Source organism: Weissella paramesenteroides ATCC 33313, assembly GCF_000160575.1.
Lineage (GTDB): Bacteria > Bacillota > Bacilli > Lactobacillales > Lactobacillaceae > Weissella > Weissella paramesenteroides.
In genome coordinates, this window is record NZ_GG697128.1 from 289,966 (window position 1) to 305,275 (window position 15,310).

Genomic DNA, 15,310 nt, shown 5'->3' on the forward strand with positions numbered 1-15,310 from the left:
TAAATACCTTTAAAATTCCTTTTTTAAATTAATTCTTTTCTGCTTCTTCTTTACGTAAACGTTCCTCAAGTTGACGAACGATCTCAGCGTGCTTCTTTTCAGTCAACTTAACCTTGAACCAGTAAATAAGTACTGAGATGATAATCAAAGCGATTGGAATATAGAACATAAACAAGTTAAATGATTGCATACCAGCGGCAGTGATATCTTCAGGCTTTGCTGAACCAGTCATACCTGCAGCAACAGCGGCAATACCAACGATACCATTTGCAAAGGCACCAGCTAACTTGTCAATCATTGGACGTAGTGACAATGTCACTGATTCATTACGAACACCTAACTTCAATTGTCCATACTCAACAGAGTCAGTAATCGTCATCAAAACAACCAAGAACAAGATTGGATATGGTGAGAAGAACAACGTAATAGCTAGCAATACCAATGGCAAGCTATTTGATGAGAATAGGAATAGTGCATAACCAACAAGCATGATGATTGCACCTGTCGTAAAGATCGTACGACGTGAGAAAAACTTTGATAATGTTGGGAAGATCGCAACGGCAATAATTCCTTCAATAGCTGTAAAGATTCCAACTAAATAGAACTTGTCCCCTGCACCCATGACATACTTGAAGTAGTACAACAACATTGAATTAGTTGAAACGTAAGCTAGGGCGAACAAGAAGTATGACAATGCTTGCCACATCAATTGATCGTTCTTGGCTACGGCAGTAAAGATAGCCTTAATACCTGATTTTTCAGTGTTCTTACGGATGATGTTATCTTCTTCTTTAGTTCCCCAAACCGTTAGCATAACACCAAGATAAGCAACAACAGCGATAACAATTGCGAACCAGAACCATCCAGTCTTAGTTTCAGCATGTGAACCAACAAATGCTAGTGAGAACATTGTTACCAAAGGAATAACAACAATTTGTACACCTTGTTGACCTAAGGTTGATCCGAAACGAGCAATTGTTCCAAACTTTTCACGCTTCTTACTATCCAATGACAAGGCTGGTAACATTGACCAGAAAGCCACGTCCTTGAATGAATAGAAAGCATCCAAAGTAATGAATACAATTCCAAACAAGACAATGTATAGTACCGGGTGGCTAACGTTTAATCCACCAAAGTCGGTAAAGATAACAACCAATAGAATTGAACTGATTAATCCAGCAACAACCAACCATGGCTTAAACTTTCCCCAACGTGTACGTGTGTTATCAACAACACCACCAATAACTGGGTCGAAAATAATTTCTACAATACGAAGTGCAACAATCAAACCAGTGACCCAACCGATCATCCTGTCGTTAAACCCTGCATCCGAAGTGTTAAACAACTGACTTGTCACGAACATCATAAAGTATGTACTTAATGTTGCATAAAATGCATCGTGACCAAAAGCTCCTGCCGCGTAGGACAAGTACTGTTTTACCTGTTTCATAATATAATTCCTCCAAAGCACATCTGTGCATATCTACATTATTAATGATAAAGCGCTTTCAAAATTATATTTGCTTAATTTGAACCAAAAAAAAGGACAAATTGAAATTATGCTCACTTTGTTTCAAATTGATTTTTTGTCATTATGTTTGCCATTTTCTAAAATTAAGTGGTGTTACGCCAGTTTCTCGCTTAAAAATTCGACTGAAATATGCGGCATCACGAAAGCCACTTTCGTTGGCAACAGCGACAACGCGCAGATGTTTTTGAGAAACTAATAATTTCTTAGCATGGCTAATCCTAATTTGAAGTAAGTACTCTTGTGGGCTCAGATGCATAATTTTTTGAAACACCCGATCTAAATATTGTGGTGTCACATTTAAATGTTTTGCGACTGATGTAATCGTCAATTGTGTCGCAAAATTTTCAGACATATAGGTCATAGCTGGTTTAACATAGCAAATAAAATCAGGATGATTAACATTGACATGATATGATTCTTCACGTCCCAATGATAACAGTAGATAATACGATAAAGCTGATACCCATTCATTATCGACTGGATTTGAGTCTAATGTTGCAATAATCTTTTCCACTTGCTGGACAAACTCAACCCCTCTTTCAGGAGGGATATAGACATAATCGTGATTCATCATTTGTTGATTAAAATCATCCGCAAATTTTCCTTGGAAAGTCACAAAAATCACTTCCCACGGCTCATTGATATTAGCTGATTCATAGCGATGGGCAACGCCAGGAGATACTAATACACCTGCTTTTTCTGGTAAAACCAAGTGTGTATCACCAATCCAAAAGTCACCAACCCCTTTCTCGGTTTGCAACCAATGAAAGTGTGGAAATCCCTGATATCTAATAATTTGATCCTGTGGCCATTCGGCACCGATATGTTCAACTGTGACCGGAAAATCATTAGCATCTAAATTAAAATAGGCACGCATATATTTTCCTCACTTTGTTCTTAGTAATGTCACTATTCATGATATCTCCACTATCGAATTTGATACTTATATAATTAGACATCTACTCATTATTTTAGCTTATTACTGATATTTTTCATAATTTTGATTTGTGCAATTTGCTTTTTTTAATTTTTACTTACAAAATGTAATTAAATAGTATTATTAATTGGGAGGTTTTTTATGACTAAAGTTGGTATTATTGGTGCTACTGGTATGGCGGGTTCAGCAACATTTAAAGCTGCTCAAAACGCTGGTCTTGATGTCACAGCTATTGTCCGCAATGCCGATAAGGCAAAACAAAATTTAGGTTCCGATATTCAAATTCTCGAAACCGATGCTTTTAATTTAACAAAATCTGATTTAGAGCAATTTGATGTCGTTGTAGATGCTTTTGCAACCGCACCAGAACAGGCCTATCTGCATACAGATTTAGCGGCACATTTAGTTGCTGTACTTCGTGAAACAGATTCACCACGGTTAATCTTTATTTTGGGTGCCGGTAGCTCATTTGTTGGCAATGTTGAGCAACGCCACTATGCCTATGATGATATCAAAGCTGATCCAAACAATGCTGCTTGGCAAAGCATTCCAGAAAACCAACTATATGAGTTGAATTTCTTAAAGGACGTTAAAAATGTTAACTGGACTGGTATTTCTCCAGGACAACTATTTGTCCCAGGAGAGTTAGCAACAAAAATACTTTATGGTAAAGATGACATGCTATTTGATGAACAGGGACGTTCACAAACAACTAGTGAGACAATGGCCAAGGCCATTATTGACGAAATCATTACCCCCGCTCATAAGCAAGAGCGTTTTATCGTAACAAACGGTTAAAATTTAATTATCTTTCGGGATACAATAAAGGTTGGAACAAAAGTAAATGTTCCAACCTTTTTTAGTTAAAAATGTCTTAATTATAAGCGTACAAATTTTATAGCATAAATAGCTTTTGTCACACTCTATCCAATGGCTAGTATTAAAAATCCCAATAAGATAAAAATAATTAGCAATAATAAATTAATAGTCATTAACCTAAGCGAGAAATTGTCATTTTTCTCCCCAACTTGTCGCCGATATTGACGCCATGCCAACAAATTAGCCAATGAGGCAATAAGTGTGCCTAGCCCACCAATTGAAACACCTAGATACACTGCATATACGCGATTAGTAAATGCACTCAATAAAACAGCTGCTGGTACATTACTAATAAATTGACTAAGTATCACCCCTGAAATAAATGATCCGTTAACCGTTTGCGTAAGTCCTTTAAATAACGAGACAATCATTGGTATGCGACTTAGTACACCCACAATTAAAAATAATTCAATAAATAAAATAATAATGCCATAGTCTACGTGCAAAAAACTTTTTCTATTAATGATTAGAGTTAAGACAATACTGACTAATAATGAAACCATAATGGGTACCAAGTGTAACAAACCCGCTAAAACAACTAGACTACCAACAACTAACAAAATCGTTTGTTTGGTCCTAATAACTGGTAAATCAAGGGTTAATTGTTCTAGACTTTCTGAGCGAAAAAACAAACTACTTAGCAGCACAAGCATCAAACTAATTAATCCCAGTGGTAGTGACATCTGAAAAAAGGAACCGATTTGTAAATGATAATGACTACTTAGGTAGATATTCTGCGGATTACCAAAAGGTGTCACGGAGCTACCTAAATTAGCAAACACTGTTAATAAAATGATTGGTAGGACCGCTTTAACATGAATTTTTTGTGCAATAACTACAAAGATAGGAATAAATGTGATGATGGCCACATCATTTGTTAAAAACATCGCACTAAAGAAAACTAATAGAAATACAGTTAGTTGCACTTGCCGTGTGGTTTGGCACTTTCTAATAATTGAAATTGCGATATATTTCAACAGCCCCTCTTCTTCATATAGGTTGATGACAATCATTAATGACAGCAATGCAAGTATCGTTTGCATGTCAATGTCTTGTAACTGAATGTTGCCAAAAAACAAACTGATGATGAACAACGCTGTCGTTACCCACAATGTACGATCGTTGAGAATTTTATAAATGAGTGTCTGCATACGCTATTTTCCTTATTATTTTTAGCATAAAAAGGTTGGAACAGCTGCTTTTGTTCCAACCTTTATAAATCATTTTATTCTATCATACATGCAAGATTTAATCTCTGGCTGTCATGAAGGCACGATTCATTGGCAATCCTTGACCTGAAGCACCCTTTGTCATTAAGAATTGCATGACATCAATGTTACCGGCTTCAAATGAAGCTGCACAAGCCTGCAAATACAGATCCCACATACGAGCAAATTCTTCACCATATTCACTAATCGTTTCATCATAAACTTTATGATAATTCTCAGTCCAGTGTTCTAGCGTTTTTTGATAGTGTCGCCGCAATGGTTCAATATCGTCCAATTGCAAGCCAGCGTCTAAGACGTGTGTCACATTCTCAGCTATATTTGGAATATAACCACCTGGGAAAATGTACTTTTCAATAAATGGATCCACACCTGCCCCATAATGTTGCCCTGTAATACCATGAATTAATGCCCGACCATTTGGTACCAAATATTTCGCAACATCTTTAAAGTACTCACCCAAGTTTTCCTTACCAACATGCTCAAACATACCCACAGACGTGACATAGTCAAACTGTTGGTCAATGTCACGGTAATCCTTTAGCATAACATGTACTTTATCTTCCAAGCCTAATTCCTTTACTTGTTGCAAGGTATAGGCATATTGCTCCTCAGAAAGTGTCACACCGTAACTTTCTAACCCATACTCTTGGGCAGCAGTAATAATAAGCGTTCCCCAACCTGAACCAATATCAAGCAATGTCTTGCCTGGTTCACTATTTAACTTATCCAAAATGTGATGTACTTTGGCAATTTGTGCCTCTTCAAGCGTCATATCATCACGCGCCCAGTAGGCACATGAATAAGTCATCGTATCATCTAACCATTTTCTATAAAAATCATTACCAATATCATAATGACTTTGAATATCTTCTTTAGATGTTTCTTTATCATGCGAAGAAGTAAACTTGCTGATCAATGATCCTGTGAACCCACTTTGATCGGTTAAGAAGCTATCTGCTTGTCGATACGCTGCGGTGACAAGATCTTGAATGCTACCATCAATTTCAATATCACGTTTCATATATGCTTCAGCTAGCTCTAATGTTGGCACCTTCGCCATCCGTTTTAAATCAAGTTTCTTATTGAATGTAATATGAATTTGTGGCAGCCCATCACCATAATTTTCAGTCTTGCCATCCCAGTATGTCACCATGATTGGCATATCAAACGCACTTGCAAGAAGCTTATTTAAAACCTTTTTTTGTAACATCTCTTTTCACACCTCGCAATAAAAATATACTTCTATTGTATACCCTGGTGTCAAGTTTTGCTGATTAACTGCTTTAAAAAACATTTTTATGCAAAAAAAGAGTATCCACAATAAAGCGGATACTCTTTTTGCTTTATGGTAAAAATTTTACCATGAAGCCTTCTTAACACCAGGAATTTGACCCTTGTGTGCCAAGTCACGGAAGTTCAAACGTGACATACCAAACTCACGCATGTATGCACGTGGACGACCATCAATCTTGTCACGACGGTGGATACGAACAGGTGAAGCGTTGCGAGGCAACTTTGACAACCCAACGTAATCACCAGCAGCCTTTAGTTCAGCACGCTTTGCAGCGTACTTCTCTACAGTTGCTTCGATCTTCTTTTCCTTAGCGATCTTTGACTTTTTAGCCATGATTACTTTACCTCCTTGAACACAGTAACGCGACGCAACTTTGGAGAATACTTCTTTAACTCCAAACGGTCTGGCGTGTTACGACGGTTCTTAGAAGTCAAGTAGATACGCTCACCAGTTTCGGCGGCTTCTAATAAAATGTTAATGCGCATTAACATAACTCCTTGAATTTATTTGTAGGGTGCCCCCTACCACTAATTTGAACGACAGGATTAGCTGCATTGGGCTAATCCCCAAGCTTGCGCCGTTACAATATAGCTAGTAAATTACAAATAATTATATTACACACATTTTCAATAAATAGCAAGCATTTTGAACCAAAAAAATTAAATTTTTCTTTTGATCATTAAGATTCCGCTAGTCGCATAAAATACCAACTCAAGAATCCCATTGCCACTGCCAATATATCATTGGCCATCACATCTAAAAAGCCATGAATTGGCCATCCCAACAACGTCACGACATAAGATAGGAAATTAAATAAAACATACAGAATACCTAGTAATGTCAATGCATTGCGGAGCGATTCGAAACGATTCTTTCTTGCTGATTTTCCTAATTGAATCATTGCAAATGCCATAATAATTATTAGCAAACCAAATACAATATCACGTATCGACACGGGTGTTGTCGTAATCACAACGTCAATTGAAATGGGCCATACAAATTGCAACAATAGCCAAACTAACCAAGAAAGAGTTAACACCCTTAAATCTCGATCAAATGTCGCTTTTTTGGTTGCTAAGGCGTATCTAATGAGTGCAATGAGCGTAACTAATACCAAGCCACCAGCAACTAATTGTAATGTTTTAAAGACATATTCATAAGGCGTTCCCTTGGCTGTTAACATCGCCAGAGGAAATTGACTAATTTTATACGTTGGCCAAACAATTGTTCCTAAAACACTTTGTAAGATTAATAGGAGACTACCAACCATCCCCGCTCCCACAGTAATTTTTTTCTGCCACCACGGCTGCATGATGATCTCCTTATCTTGATAAATTTTTATAAATAAAAAGAGCAAAGAGCTCTTACACCAATATAACGAATTTTTTTCTAGGCAGCAAGCCTGTTTCGTTAGTCATTTAGTAGAATGCCCTTTACTCTTTTTTGTTGTTTAATGCTAGGCTGGCTCAATCTCCAAAAGTAAGTCACCACCGTCTACCATATCTTCTGCAGATACATAAACTTGTTTGATGGTTCCATTAAATGGTGCTTGAACAGTCGTTTCCATCTTCATTGCTTCAGTAACAAGCAACGTGTCACCTTGCTTGACACTTTGACCATTTTCAACATTGACTGACAAGACACTTCCTGCCATAGTTGCACCAATTTCATGTTCATTTGATGGTTCAGCTTTTCGACGAACAACAGTCGTTGTTTGAATACTTGCATCCTGAACATCAACTTCAAGTGGCGTACCATTCACATCAAAGTACAATGTGCGGATACCATCAACATTTGGCTCACCAATTTCTTCAAGCTGGAAGATAACCGTTTGGCCTTCACCCATTTTAACATCAATACGCTCGCCTAAGCGCATACCTTGGAAGAAGGTTGGCGTATCTAGTACAGTCATTGGACCAAATTTATCATTATTAGTCATATAATCCAAAAAGACCTTTGGATAGAGAATATATGAAATGACTTCCTCAGCGGTTGGTTGTCGGTGTATTTTTTCTTTCAAAGCTGCTTCTTCAGTTGCAAAATCAGCCGGTGCCGTTAATTCACCCGGACGTACTGTAATCGGCTTTTGTCCCTTCAAAACAACCTTTTGCAAATCCTTTGGGAAACCTCCAACCGGCTGACCCAAATCGCCAGCAAAGAAATCAATAACCGATTGTGGGAAATCAATTGATTGTCCATTAGCTAACACCTTTTCTGGCGTTAAATCATTTTGCACCATGAACAATGCCATGTCACCAACAACCTTAGATGAAGGGGTTACCTTGATAATGTCACCAAACATCTGATTAACTGTCACATACATCTTCTTAACATCGTTCCAACGATCTCCCAGACGCAATGCCTGCGCTTGTTGTTGCAAATTAGAGTATTGACCACCCGGCATTTCGACCTCAAAGATATCCGTCTGCGTACCAGCTGTTTCGCTCATAAAGTCCCGATAATATGGTCTTACCCCAGTCCAGTAATCATTGATTCGATTGGCTGCATGAATGTCTAACTCTGGCTGACGATCATGTCCTGTCAAAGAGTAGTAGACTGCACCCATTGATGGTTGTGATGTTGCACCTGAGAATGCTGACATCGCAACATCAATGACATCAACCCCTGCATCAACGGCTCGTGCATAAGTGTATACACCGTTTCCAGTTGTATCGTGGGTGTGTAAATGAATTGGTACATCAACCTTATCCTTCAACGCACTTACCAATTGATAAGCAGCTTCTGGCTTTAATAGTGCAGCCATGTCTTTAATGGCAATGATGTGTGCACCCGCATCAACTAATTCTTGTGCAAAGTCCGTATAATACTTTAAATTATATTTCGTCCTTGATGGATCTAAAATATCACCCGTGTAAGCCATTGCGACTTCTGCTAACTTATTATTATCGCGGACATACTGGATAGACTTTTCCATCTGTGGCAACCAGTTTAAACTATCGAAAATACGGAAGACATCCATACCATTAGTAGCTGACAATCTAATAAATTCTTCTAGAACATTATCTGGATAGTTTTGATAGCCAACCGCATTTGAACCACGGAACAACATTTGCGTTAGTGTTCGTGGCATTTTCTTTCTCAAAATACGTAAACGCTCCCAAGGATCCTCACCTAAGAAACGATAAGCTGTATCAAAAGTTGCTCCACCCCACATCTCACTTGAAAACAAGTTTGGCAAGGCAAGTTGTGAATCAGCTGCGATTGCTGCCATATCCTTGGTACGTAATCGTGTCGCAAATAATGATTGATGAGCATCACGCATCGTTGTATCCGTCAGCAATACTTTATCCTGTTGCTTTAACCAATCAACGACACCATCTGGTCCCTTAGCATCTAAAACGTCCTTAGCCGTTACTAACTTCTCAGGTAGTGTTGTTTGCTGCGTTGACTCATAGTGTGTTGTGGTATATATCTTTGGTCGATCACGATCTAAACCAGGGAAGCCATTAACAGTCGTTTCAGCGACATACCGCAATACTTTACGCTCTGGATCTTTGTCTGGCAAGATTTCGAATAGTTCTGGATGGTTATCGACAAATGTTGTTGGTGCATCTGCTGCTCTAAATGTTGGGTGAGCATAAACGTTTTTCAAAAATGGAATATTTGTTTTGACACCACGGATAACAAATTCATTTAATGCACGTTGCATTTTATCAACTGCAGCAGCAAAATCAGATCCATGTGTTATCAGTTTAACAAGTAGCGAGTCAAAATAAGGTGTCACCGTGGCACCTGCATAAACATTTCCCGCATCCAAGCGAACACCTGTACCACCTGGCGAACGATACCAGTCAATTTTACCCGTATCAGGCATGAAGTTATTTGCTGGATCTTCTGTTGTAATACGTGATTGAATGGCCACACCAACTGCGTGTAATTGATCTTGTTCAGGAATACTTAATGGTGCCTCATGCAAGCCATATCCTTGGGCAATCAATAATTGTGATTTTACAATATCAATACCCGTCACTTCTTCTGTCACGGTATGTTCAACTTGCACACGTGGGTTAACTTCAATGAAATAAAAATTATCACCTTCAACTAAGAACTCAACTGTTCCAGCACTTTGATAGTGAACACTACGCATCAACCGTAATGCAGCATCTTGAATACGTTGGCGCATAGCCACAGAAACTGAAACCGCTGGTGCAAATTCAATAATCTTTTGGTGACGACGTTGAATTGATGAGTCGCGTTCGAACAGATGCATCACTTCACCTTGTTCATCCGCCAAAATTTGAATCTCAACGTGCTTTGGATCACGCAAATACTTTTCCAAGTATATATCTGGCTTACCAAAACTTTGCTTAGCTTCAGATGCGGCACGTTCAAAAGCTTCTTTTAGCTCCTCTTCGTGTTCTACCACACGCATACCACGACCACCACCACCAGCTGCTGACTTAACAAACAATGGATAACCATGAGTCTCACCAAATGCTAAAGCTTCAGCAACATCAGCAACGGGATGGTCTGTACCTGGAACTGTTGGCACATCAGCCTTAATTGCAATTTGTTTGGCGATGATCTTATCACCAAATATTTTTAAGTGTTCGACCTTAGGCCCAACAAATTTAATACCAGCAGCTTCAACAGCAGCAGCAAATTCATCATTTTCAGATAGAAAACCATATCCTGGATGGATTGCATCCACACCTGCTTGCTTTGCAATACGGATAATATCTGCAATATCTAAGTATGCAGCAATCGGCGCTTTTCCTTCGCCGACTTGATATGCTTCATCAGCCTTAAAACGATGAACCGCAAATTCATCTTCTTTTGCAAAGATAGCAACCGTCTTAATACCGAGTTCTTTTGCTGCACGTATTAACCGCACCGCAATTTCACCTCGGTTTGCAATCAACAACTTTTCCATTTGATTGAACTCCCCTTATCACCCAAATTTATGATAAACATCTCATTAAAATAACGATGTTTTCATTCAGTTTATCAGAAAAAAGCGCCACATACCACAAAATATAGTATATGACGCTTAATTTATTTTTAACAATTATTGACGATGGTTTGATTTGATTTCTTCAAATTCACCATCAAAGACATTCTCATGATGTGTTGTTTGCTGCTTAGTTTGAAAAGATGATTGATCTTGTACTCTAGCTACGACCTGCTTAATGCGCCGTGAACTCTTCCACCACCAGAGACCAATGATCAACATAATAATTAGAAAAAACATTTAATTCCCCCAATCTGATTATTAAGTACGATATCACTAATGTCTTAAATTATACTTAGCTTATTTTTCAGCATTTAAAGTCGCAATTTTAATAATTGTATCGGTTGCTTGAGCCATTACCTTCGTTGAAACATACTCATAACGTCCGTGCATGTTTTCACCCCCGGCAAATAGGTTAGGCGTTGGCAACCCCAAGAAGGTGATTTTCGAGCCATCCGTACCACCACGCACAGGTTCAATAATTGGCGCAATATCCAATTCACGCATTGCTTCAGCTGCCAAATCAACTGGTGTCATATCGTCCTTAAGAATTTCACCCATGTTGTAGTATTGATCCTTTAAAGTGAGTGTAATACGATCTGTACCTAATTCACTATTCAAGCGATCAACAATTTGCCCCATCAGTGCTTTACGGGTTTCAAATTCTTGTCGATCATGGTCACGAATAATATAGTCCATTCGTGCTTCTTCAGGAGTACCTGATAAGCTCAATAGATGGAAGAATCCCTCACGACCTTCTGTTAATTCTGGACGATCGCCAGCTGGTAGCGCATTGTGCACATCAATAGCAACCTGCAAAGCGTTTACCATTGTATCTTTAGCCGTTCCAGGATGCACATTACGTCCTTGAATTTCAACAACTGCCGAAGCAGCTGAGAAAGTTTCCCACTCTAGTTCACCAAGTGGTCCACCATCAACCGTATAAGCAAAATCTGCCCCAAATTCTGCAACATGGAAATTATCTGCCCCAATACCGATTTCCTCATCAGGACCGAATGCAAATACAAGCTTGCCGTGCTTCAACTCTGGATGAGCAATGAAATATTCTGCAGCCGATACAATTTCTGCAACACCAGCCTTGTCATCTGCACCCAATAATGTTGTTCCATCAGTTGTAATTAATGTATGACCCGCATATTTCTTTAATGATGGAAAATCTTCAATTGTTAGCGAGTAATCTTCGTTTAATTTGATTTCTGATTGGCCATCATAATCTGTCACAAATTGTGGTTGCACATTTTCTGAATTAAAATCAGCTGTATCTACGTGCGAAATAAACCCAATCGTTGGCACTTGCTTATCGATATTTGCTGACAATTCAGCAAATACATAACCATCGGACATTGTCCGCACATTTTCCAAACCAATCGTCTTTAATTCATTGGCCAAGTCTTTTAGGAATGCGACTTCTTTAGGATCAGATGGAATTGTCGTTGAATTTTCATTTGATTGCGTATTAATTTTAACGTAATCAATAAAACGATCAACTAAATTAGGGTAAAGTTCTTCTGTCATGTTGCACCTCTTTTTTTTATTAAATATAAGTATATGGGTCAGTGTTAATTGTTGATGCAAATACATCATCTATGACCCAATTATTCTCTTGCTGCCAATCAGTAATCAAATTTACCATATGCTTTTTAGCAATCGCCTCCATATGATGATCTGGATCAATAACTACAAAATCATCAGCCAAAACATCATGTGCTGTATGATAATAAAAATCCGCTGTGACATAGGCATCAGCGCCAGCAGCGATTGCCGTTGGATAGTCATCCCCACCGTCACCACCTAAAACAGCAATACGTTGAATTGGTCGTTGCAAATCATTTGCAATAACCCGCACAGCTTTAACCTGAAATAAATCACGCACAAAAGTTGCAAATTCTTTAACTGTTTGGGGCTTGGTTAACTGTCCAATTCTGCCAAGTCCAGTTTGACCATCAGCATTTGGTATTAATGGTTGCACATTATTAAGTTGTAATGCTGCAGCTAACCAATCATTCATACCATTAGCAGCTGCATCCATATTAGTATGCGCTGCATAAACGACAATGTCATGCTTAATCAACTTGGCATACATGGCATTTTGTGGCACTGACAGGTCCAAATTTTTGGCGGGATGAAACATCATTGGATGATGTGCAAAAATAAAATCAACATGTCTGTCAACAGCTTCATCCACGACTTCTGGTCGAACATCTAAAGTCGTCATGATCCGACGAACTTCTTTTTGGGGATCACCCAGTTGCAAGCCAATTGGATCTTTCTCCCAGGCTAAAGACTTCGGCGCATACGTCTCAATTTGTGCCATTAATTCACATGCTAGCATACGCAATCGCCTCCATAATCGTCTGTACTTCTTTGCCATATTCTTGATAAGCTTCACTTTCTGTTTGACCAGCAGATTCAAGTTTATTCATAATATGACGAATACGTACGACCTCTCGTTGCCATTTTTCTAACCATGCTGGTGAAGGCTCCGTTAAATTGTAGGGACCAAATTTTAACTCTTGCAAAGAATAAGTAACATTTCCTGGCTCGGCAACTAATATTTCATAGTAATGACCATCATCTGCAACGACAGCTTCATCAACCAAATGATAACTATTTTCAGCTAACCACGCTCTGACCAAATCTGTATCTATATTTGGTTGTAAAACAAGCCGATGATATCGAAATTTGTCCAATTCGCCATCCGTTAAAATTTGACAAATTAAGCGACCACCCATACCGGCAATAACGACGGTATCAATTAAGTCACTTGTTTTAATTGCTGCCAATCCATTTGCTAAACGTGGCATTAGCACATCACTAAGGCGATGACGCTGTATTTCCGTTTCAACATTAGCAAGTGGACCCGGTGCAACTTCTCCAGCAATGGCAAATGAAATATGTTTATTTAATAATAAATTGGCTGGCAAATACGCATGATCTGATCCAATATCTGCCATCCGAGCACCATCGGGAACAAAGTCAGCCACTGCAGCTAAACGTTTTGACAAATGCCAAGCGTCCATTGTCCATCCTCATTTCTATATCTTATTAATTTCTAATAATCATATTATACATTTTTAAACACACCGTGACAAACAGCATAAAACACATAAAAATAGCATACATTTCCAACGATGATAACCATCGTTAAAAAAGTATGCTATATCTGTATTTTTAAAATTCGTCTTGTAAAGTTGCTACCATATCATAATCTTCAGGGACTAATTTGACATATTGTTGCAAGGCTTGCAGTGCAAGTTCACGTTCACCTTCATCTCTGAAATAATAATAGGCTGGTTTCAAGAAGTCAGGCTTATCCATAAAGAATGGCAATGCTGCATGCCAATACTTGGTTGCCATTTCAAAGTCTTCTAATGCTGTATAACTCTGTGCCAAATTCCAATAAAGCTGTGGATTTACATCAGTATCGTCATCATCAAAGAAATCATTTAGCAGATTAATATTATCAATATCATTTCCCGTTTGTACCAAGAAATTAGAATAACTTGTCACAAGAACTGAATCGTCAGGGTTATTAGCTAATCCCTCTTTATAAAGCGCATTCGCTTGTTCATTCTCATCCAATTCAGCTGCAATTTTAGCACCTTCTTGGTAGAACTTGATATTAAAAGGATCAACAGCAATCCCTTCTTGGTAAGTAAGTAATGCCTTTTTAGGCTCATGTGTTTTTATATAGAGTTGAGCTAATGGATCGTATACACCAACGTAAGATGCATCAATATCACGCAATTCAGTAAAAGTTTTAATTGCCTTTTGTTGATTCTCCGGATTCGTGGCATAGGTCAAACCTAGCTGGAAACGCACATCTGGCGTCATATCAGCATCGTTAATTTGCTCCAAATAACCGAGCGCATTATCAAAATTACCAACTAACGCATACGCAACACCGATTCGCGATACAATATCCAAGCCTGAGAAGTAACGCTCACCATTTTTAATAAGTTGGCGATAATACGGAATTGCCGTCTGATACTTTGCTGTCGCAAAATAAAATTCAGCAAGCGCAAATTGAATAATTGGTTCTTCTGAATCTTGTTGATATGCCGTCAGCAACTTATCTTCTGCAGCCTCTGTCAATCCCTCTGATTGATACAAATCTGCCGCAACCAATAAGGATTCAATATAAGCTGTTGAATCCTTTGAAATTTCTGACAAATACATCAATGCTTGATCTGTATTATCTTCATCAATCGCAATATCAGCCAATGATGTCCGTAATTGATCCTCATCTGGATATTTATCTAGTAATTTCTTATAGGCACGCTTAGCTTGGTTAGAAAATCCTAACCCATAGAGTTCTTCAGCCAACGAATAAATTGTGTCATCATCATCATATCTTAAAGATGATGCAAAAGATTTCTTTGCTGCATCTAACTGTCCACTTGATAATTCATCAAGCATACGTTCTGCAAAACTTGCCATAACGCCA

At 38.4% G+C, this 15,310-nt stretch carries 14 protein-coding genes; 1 reads left to right on the top strand and 13 read right to left on the bottom strand.

Annotated features, from left to right (window positions below):
- Window positions 1-28: 28 nt before the first annotated feature.
- Together HMPREF0877_RS01340 and HMPREF0877_RS01345 are read right to left on the bottom strand one after the other, a co-directional pair.
- Window positions 29-1,450 (bottom strand): glycoside-pentoside-hexuronide (GPH):cation symporter, encoded by a 1,422-nt coding sequence (locus HMPREF0877_RS01340; RefSeq protein ID WP_002827328.1) that lies wholly within the window; start codon window positions 1,448-1,450, stop codon window positions 29-31.
- Window positions 1,451-1,592: 142 nt separating this feature from the next.
- Complete coding sequence (locus HMPREF0877_RS01345) at window positions 1,593-2,408, bottom strand: AraC family transcriptional regulator (RefSeq protein ID WP_002827329.1); 816 nt, start codon at window positions 2,406-2,408, stop codon at window positions 1,593-1,595.
- A 201-nt stretch (window positions 2,409-2,609) separates the two neighbouring features.
- On the opposite strand from HMPREF0877_RS01345, the gene HMPREF0877_RS01350 reads away from it, so the two are divergent.
- Window positions 2,610-3,266 (top strand): NAD(P)H-binding protein, encoded by a 657-nt coding sequence (locus HMPREF0877_RS01350; RefSeq protein ID WP_002827330.1) that lies wholly within the window; start codon window positions 2,610-2,612, stop codon window positions 3,264-3,266.
- Between the two features lie 125 nt (window positions 3,267-3,391).
- Here the strand turns inward: HMPREF0877_RS01350 and HMPREF0877_RS01355 are convergent, their stop codons facing one another.
- The 11 genes from HMPREF0877_RS01355 to HMPREF0877_RS01405 all read right to left on the bottom strand — a co-directional run bounded on the left by HMPREF0877_RS01355 (window position 3,392) and on the right by HMPREF0877_RS01405 (window position 15,303).
- Complete coding sequence (locus HMPREF0877_RS01355) at window positions 3,392-4,498, bottom strand: SLC13 family permease (RefSeq protein WP_002827331.1); 1,107 nt, start codon at window positions 4,496-4,498, stop codon at window positions 3,392-3,394.
- A gap of 97 nt (window positions 4,499-4,595) precedes the next feature.
- Complete coding sequence (locus HMPREF0877_RS01360; protein ID WP_002827332.1) at window positions 4,596-5,786, bottom strand: SAM-dependent methyltransferase; 1,191 nt, start codon at window positions 5,784-5,786, stop codon at window positions 4,596-4,598.
- A gap of 147 nt (window positions 5,787-5,933) precedes the next feature.
- A complete protein-coding gene (rpsN, locus tag HMPREF0877_RS01365) occupies window positions 5,934-6,203 on the bottom strand; it encodes a 30S ribosomal protein S14 (RefSeq protein WP_002827333.1) in 270 nt (89 codons plus the stop codon).
- Window positions 6,204-6,205: 2 nt separating this feature from the next.
- Window positions 6,206-6,355, bottom strand: coding sequence for a 50S ribosomal protein L33 (gene rpmG / locus HMPREF0877_RS01370; protein WP_002827335.1), 150 nt, complete (start codon window positions 6,353-6,355; stop codon window positions 6,206-6,208).
- A 194-nt stretch (window positions 6,356-6,549) separates the two neighbouring features.
- On the bottom strand, window positions 6,550-7,182 hold the full coding sequence (locus HMPREF0877_RS01375; RefSeq protein ID WP_131473634.1) for a hypothetical protein: 633 nt from the start codon (window positions 7,180-7,182) through the stop codon (window positions 6,550-6,552).
- 144 nt (window positions 7,183-7,326) lie between these two features.
- Window positions 7,327-10,764, bottom strand: coding sequence for a pyruvate carboxylase (locus HMPREF0877_RS01380; RefSeq protein ID WP_002827337.1), 3,438 nt, complete (start codon window positions 10,762-10,764; stop codon window positions 7,327-7,329).
- Between the two features lie 135 nt (window positions 10,765-10,899).
- Window positions 10,900-11,082 (bottom strand): hypothetical protein, encoded by a 183-nt coding sequence (locus HMPREF0877_RS01385; protein ID WP_002827338.1) that lies wholly within the window; start codon window positions 11,080-11,082, stop codon window positions 10,900-10,902.
- Window positions 11,083-11,142: 60 nt separating this feature from the next.
- Window positions 11,143-12,378, bottom strand: coding sequence for a peptidase T (gene pepT, locus HMPREF0877_RS01390; RefSeq protein WP_040760202.1), 1,236 nt, complete (start codon window positions 12,376-12,378; stop codon window positions 11,143-11,145).
- A 19-nt stretch (window positions 12,379-12,397) separates the two neighbouring features.
- The gene (locus HMPREF0877_RS01395; protein ID WP_002827340.1) at window positions 12,398-13,195 is read right to left on the bottom strand and encodes a Nif3-like dinuclear metal center hexameric protein; all 798 of its coding nucleotides are present in this window, start codon (window positions 13,193-13,195) and stop codon (window positions 12,398-12,400) included.
- Entirely contained in the window at window positions 13,182-13,883 is a 702-nt protein-coding gene (locus tag HMPREF0877_RS01400; protein WP_002827341.1) for a tRNA (adenine(22)-N(1))-methyltransferase, read from the bottom strand. The genes HMPREF0877_RS01395 and HMPREF0877_RS01400 overlap by 14 nt, the downstream gene beginning before the upstream one ends.
- A 151-nt stretch (window positions 13,884-14,034) precedes the next feature.
- Window positions 14,035-15,303, bottom strand: coding sequence for a tetratricopeptide repeat protein (locus tag HMPREF0877_RS01405; protein ID WP_040760205.1), 1,269 nt, complete (start codon window positions 15,301-15,303; stop codon window positions 14,035-14,037).
- Window positions 15,304-15,310 lie beyond the last annotated feature (7 nt).

What these genes read in the sequence shown, in the direction of transcription:
- HMPREF0877_RS01355 (WP_002827331.1), bottom strand. Translation starts at nt 4,498, where the DNA reads ATGCAGACACTCATTTATAAAATTCTCAACGATCGTACATTGTGGGTA.
- rpmG (WP_002827335.1), bottom strand. Translation starts at nt 6,355, where the DNA reads ATGCGCATTAACATTTTATTAGAAGCCGCCGAAACTGGTGAGCGTATC.
- pepT (WP_040760202.1), bottom strand. Translation starts at nt 12,378, where the DNA reads ATGACAGAAGAACTTTACCCTAATTTAGTTGATCGTTTTATTGATTAC.
- HMPREF0877_RS01375 (WP_131473634.1), bottom strand. Translation starts at nt 7,182, where the DNA reads ATGCAGCCGTGGTGGCAGAAAAAAATTACTGTGGGAGCGGGGATGGTT.
- HMPREF0877_RS01340 (WP_002827328.1), bottom strand. Translation starts at nt 1,450, where the DNA reads ATGAAACAGGTAAAACAGTACTTGTCCTACGCGGCAGGAGCTTTTGGT.
- HMPREF0877_RS01345 (WP_002827329.1), bottom strand. Translation starts at nt 2,408, where the DNA reads ATGCGTGCCTATTTTAATTTAGATGCTAATGATTTTCCGGTCACAGTT.
- HMPREF0877_RS01360 (WP_002827332.1), bottom strand. Translation starts at nt 5,786, where the DNA reads ATGTTACAAAAAAAGGTTTTAAATAAGCTTCTTGCAAGTGCGTTTGAT.
- HMPREF0877_RS01385 (WP_002827338.1), bottom strand. Translation starts at nt 11,082, where the DNA reads ATGTTTTTTCTAATTATTATGTTGATCATTGGTCTCTGGTGGTGGAAG.
- HMPREF0877_RS01400 (WP_002827341.1), bottom strand. Translation starts at nt 13,883, where the DNA reads ATGGACGCTTGGCATTTGTCAAAACGTTTAGCTGCAGTGGCTGACTTT.
- HMPREF0877_RS01380 (WP_002827337.1), bottom strand. Translation starts at nt 10,764, where the DNA reads ATGGAAAAGTTGTTGATTGCAAACCGAGGTGAAATTGCGGTGCGGTTA.
- HMPREF0877_RS01395 (WP_002827340.1), bottom strand. Translation starts at nt 13,195, where the DNA reads ATGCTAGCATGTGAATTAATGGCACAAATTGAGACGTATGCGCCGAAG.
- HMPREF0877_RS01405 (WP_040760205.1), bottom strand. Translation starts at nt 15,303, where the DNA reads ATGGCAAGTTTTGCAGAACGTATGCTTGATGAATTATCAAGTGGACAG.
- HMPREF0877_RS01350 (WP_002827330.1), top strand. Translation starts at nt 2,610, where the DNA reads ATGACTAAAGTTGGTATTATTGGTGCTACTGGTATGGCGGGTTCAGCA.
- rpsN (WP_002827333.1), bottom strand. Translation starts at nt 6,203, where the DNA reads ATGGCTAAAAAGTCAAAGATCGCTAAGGAAAAGAAGATCGAAGCAACT.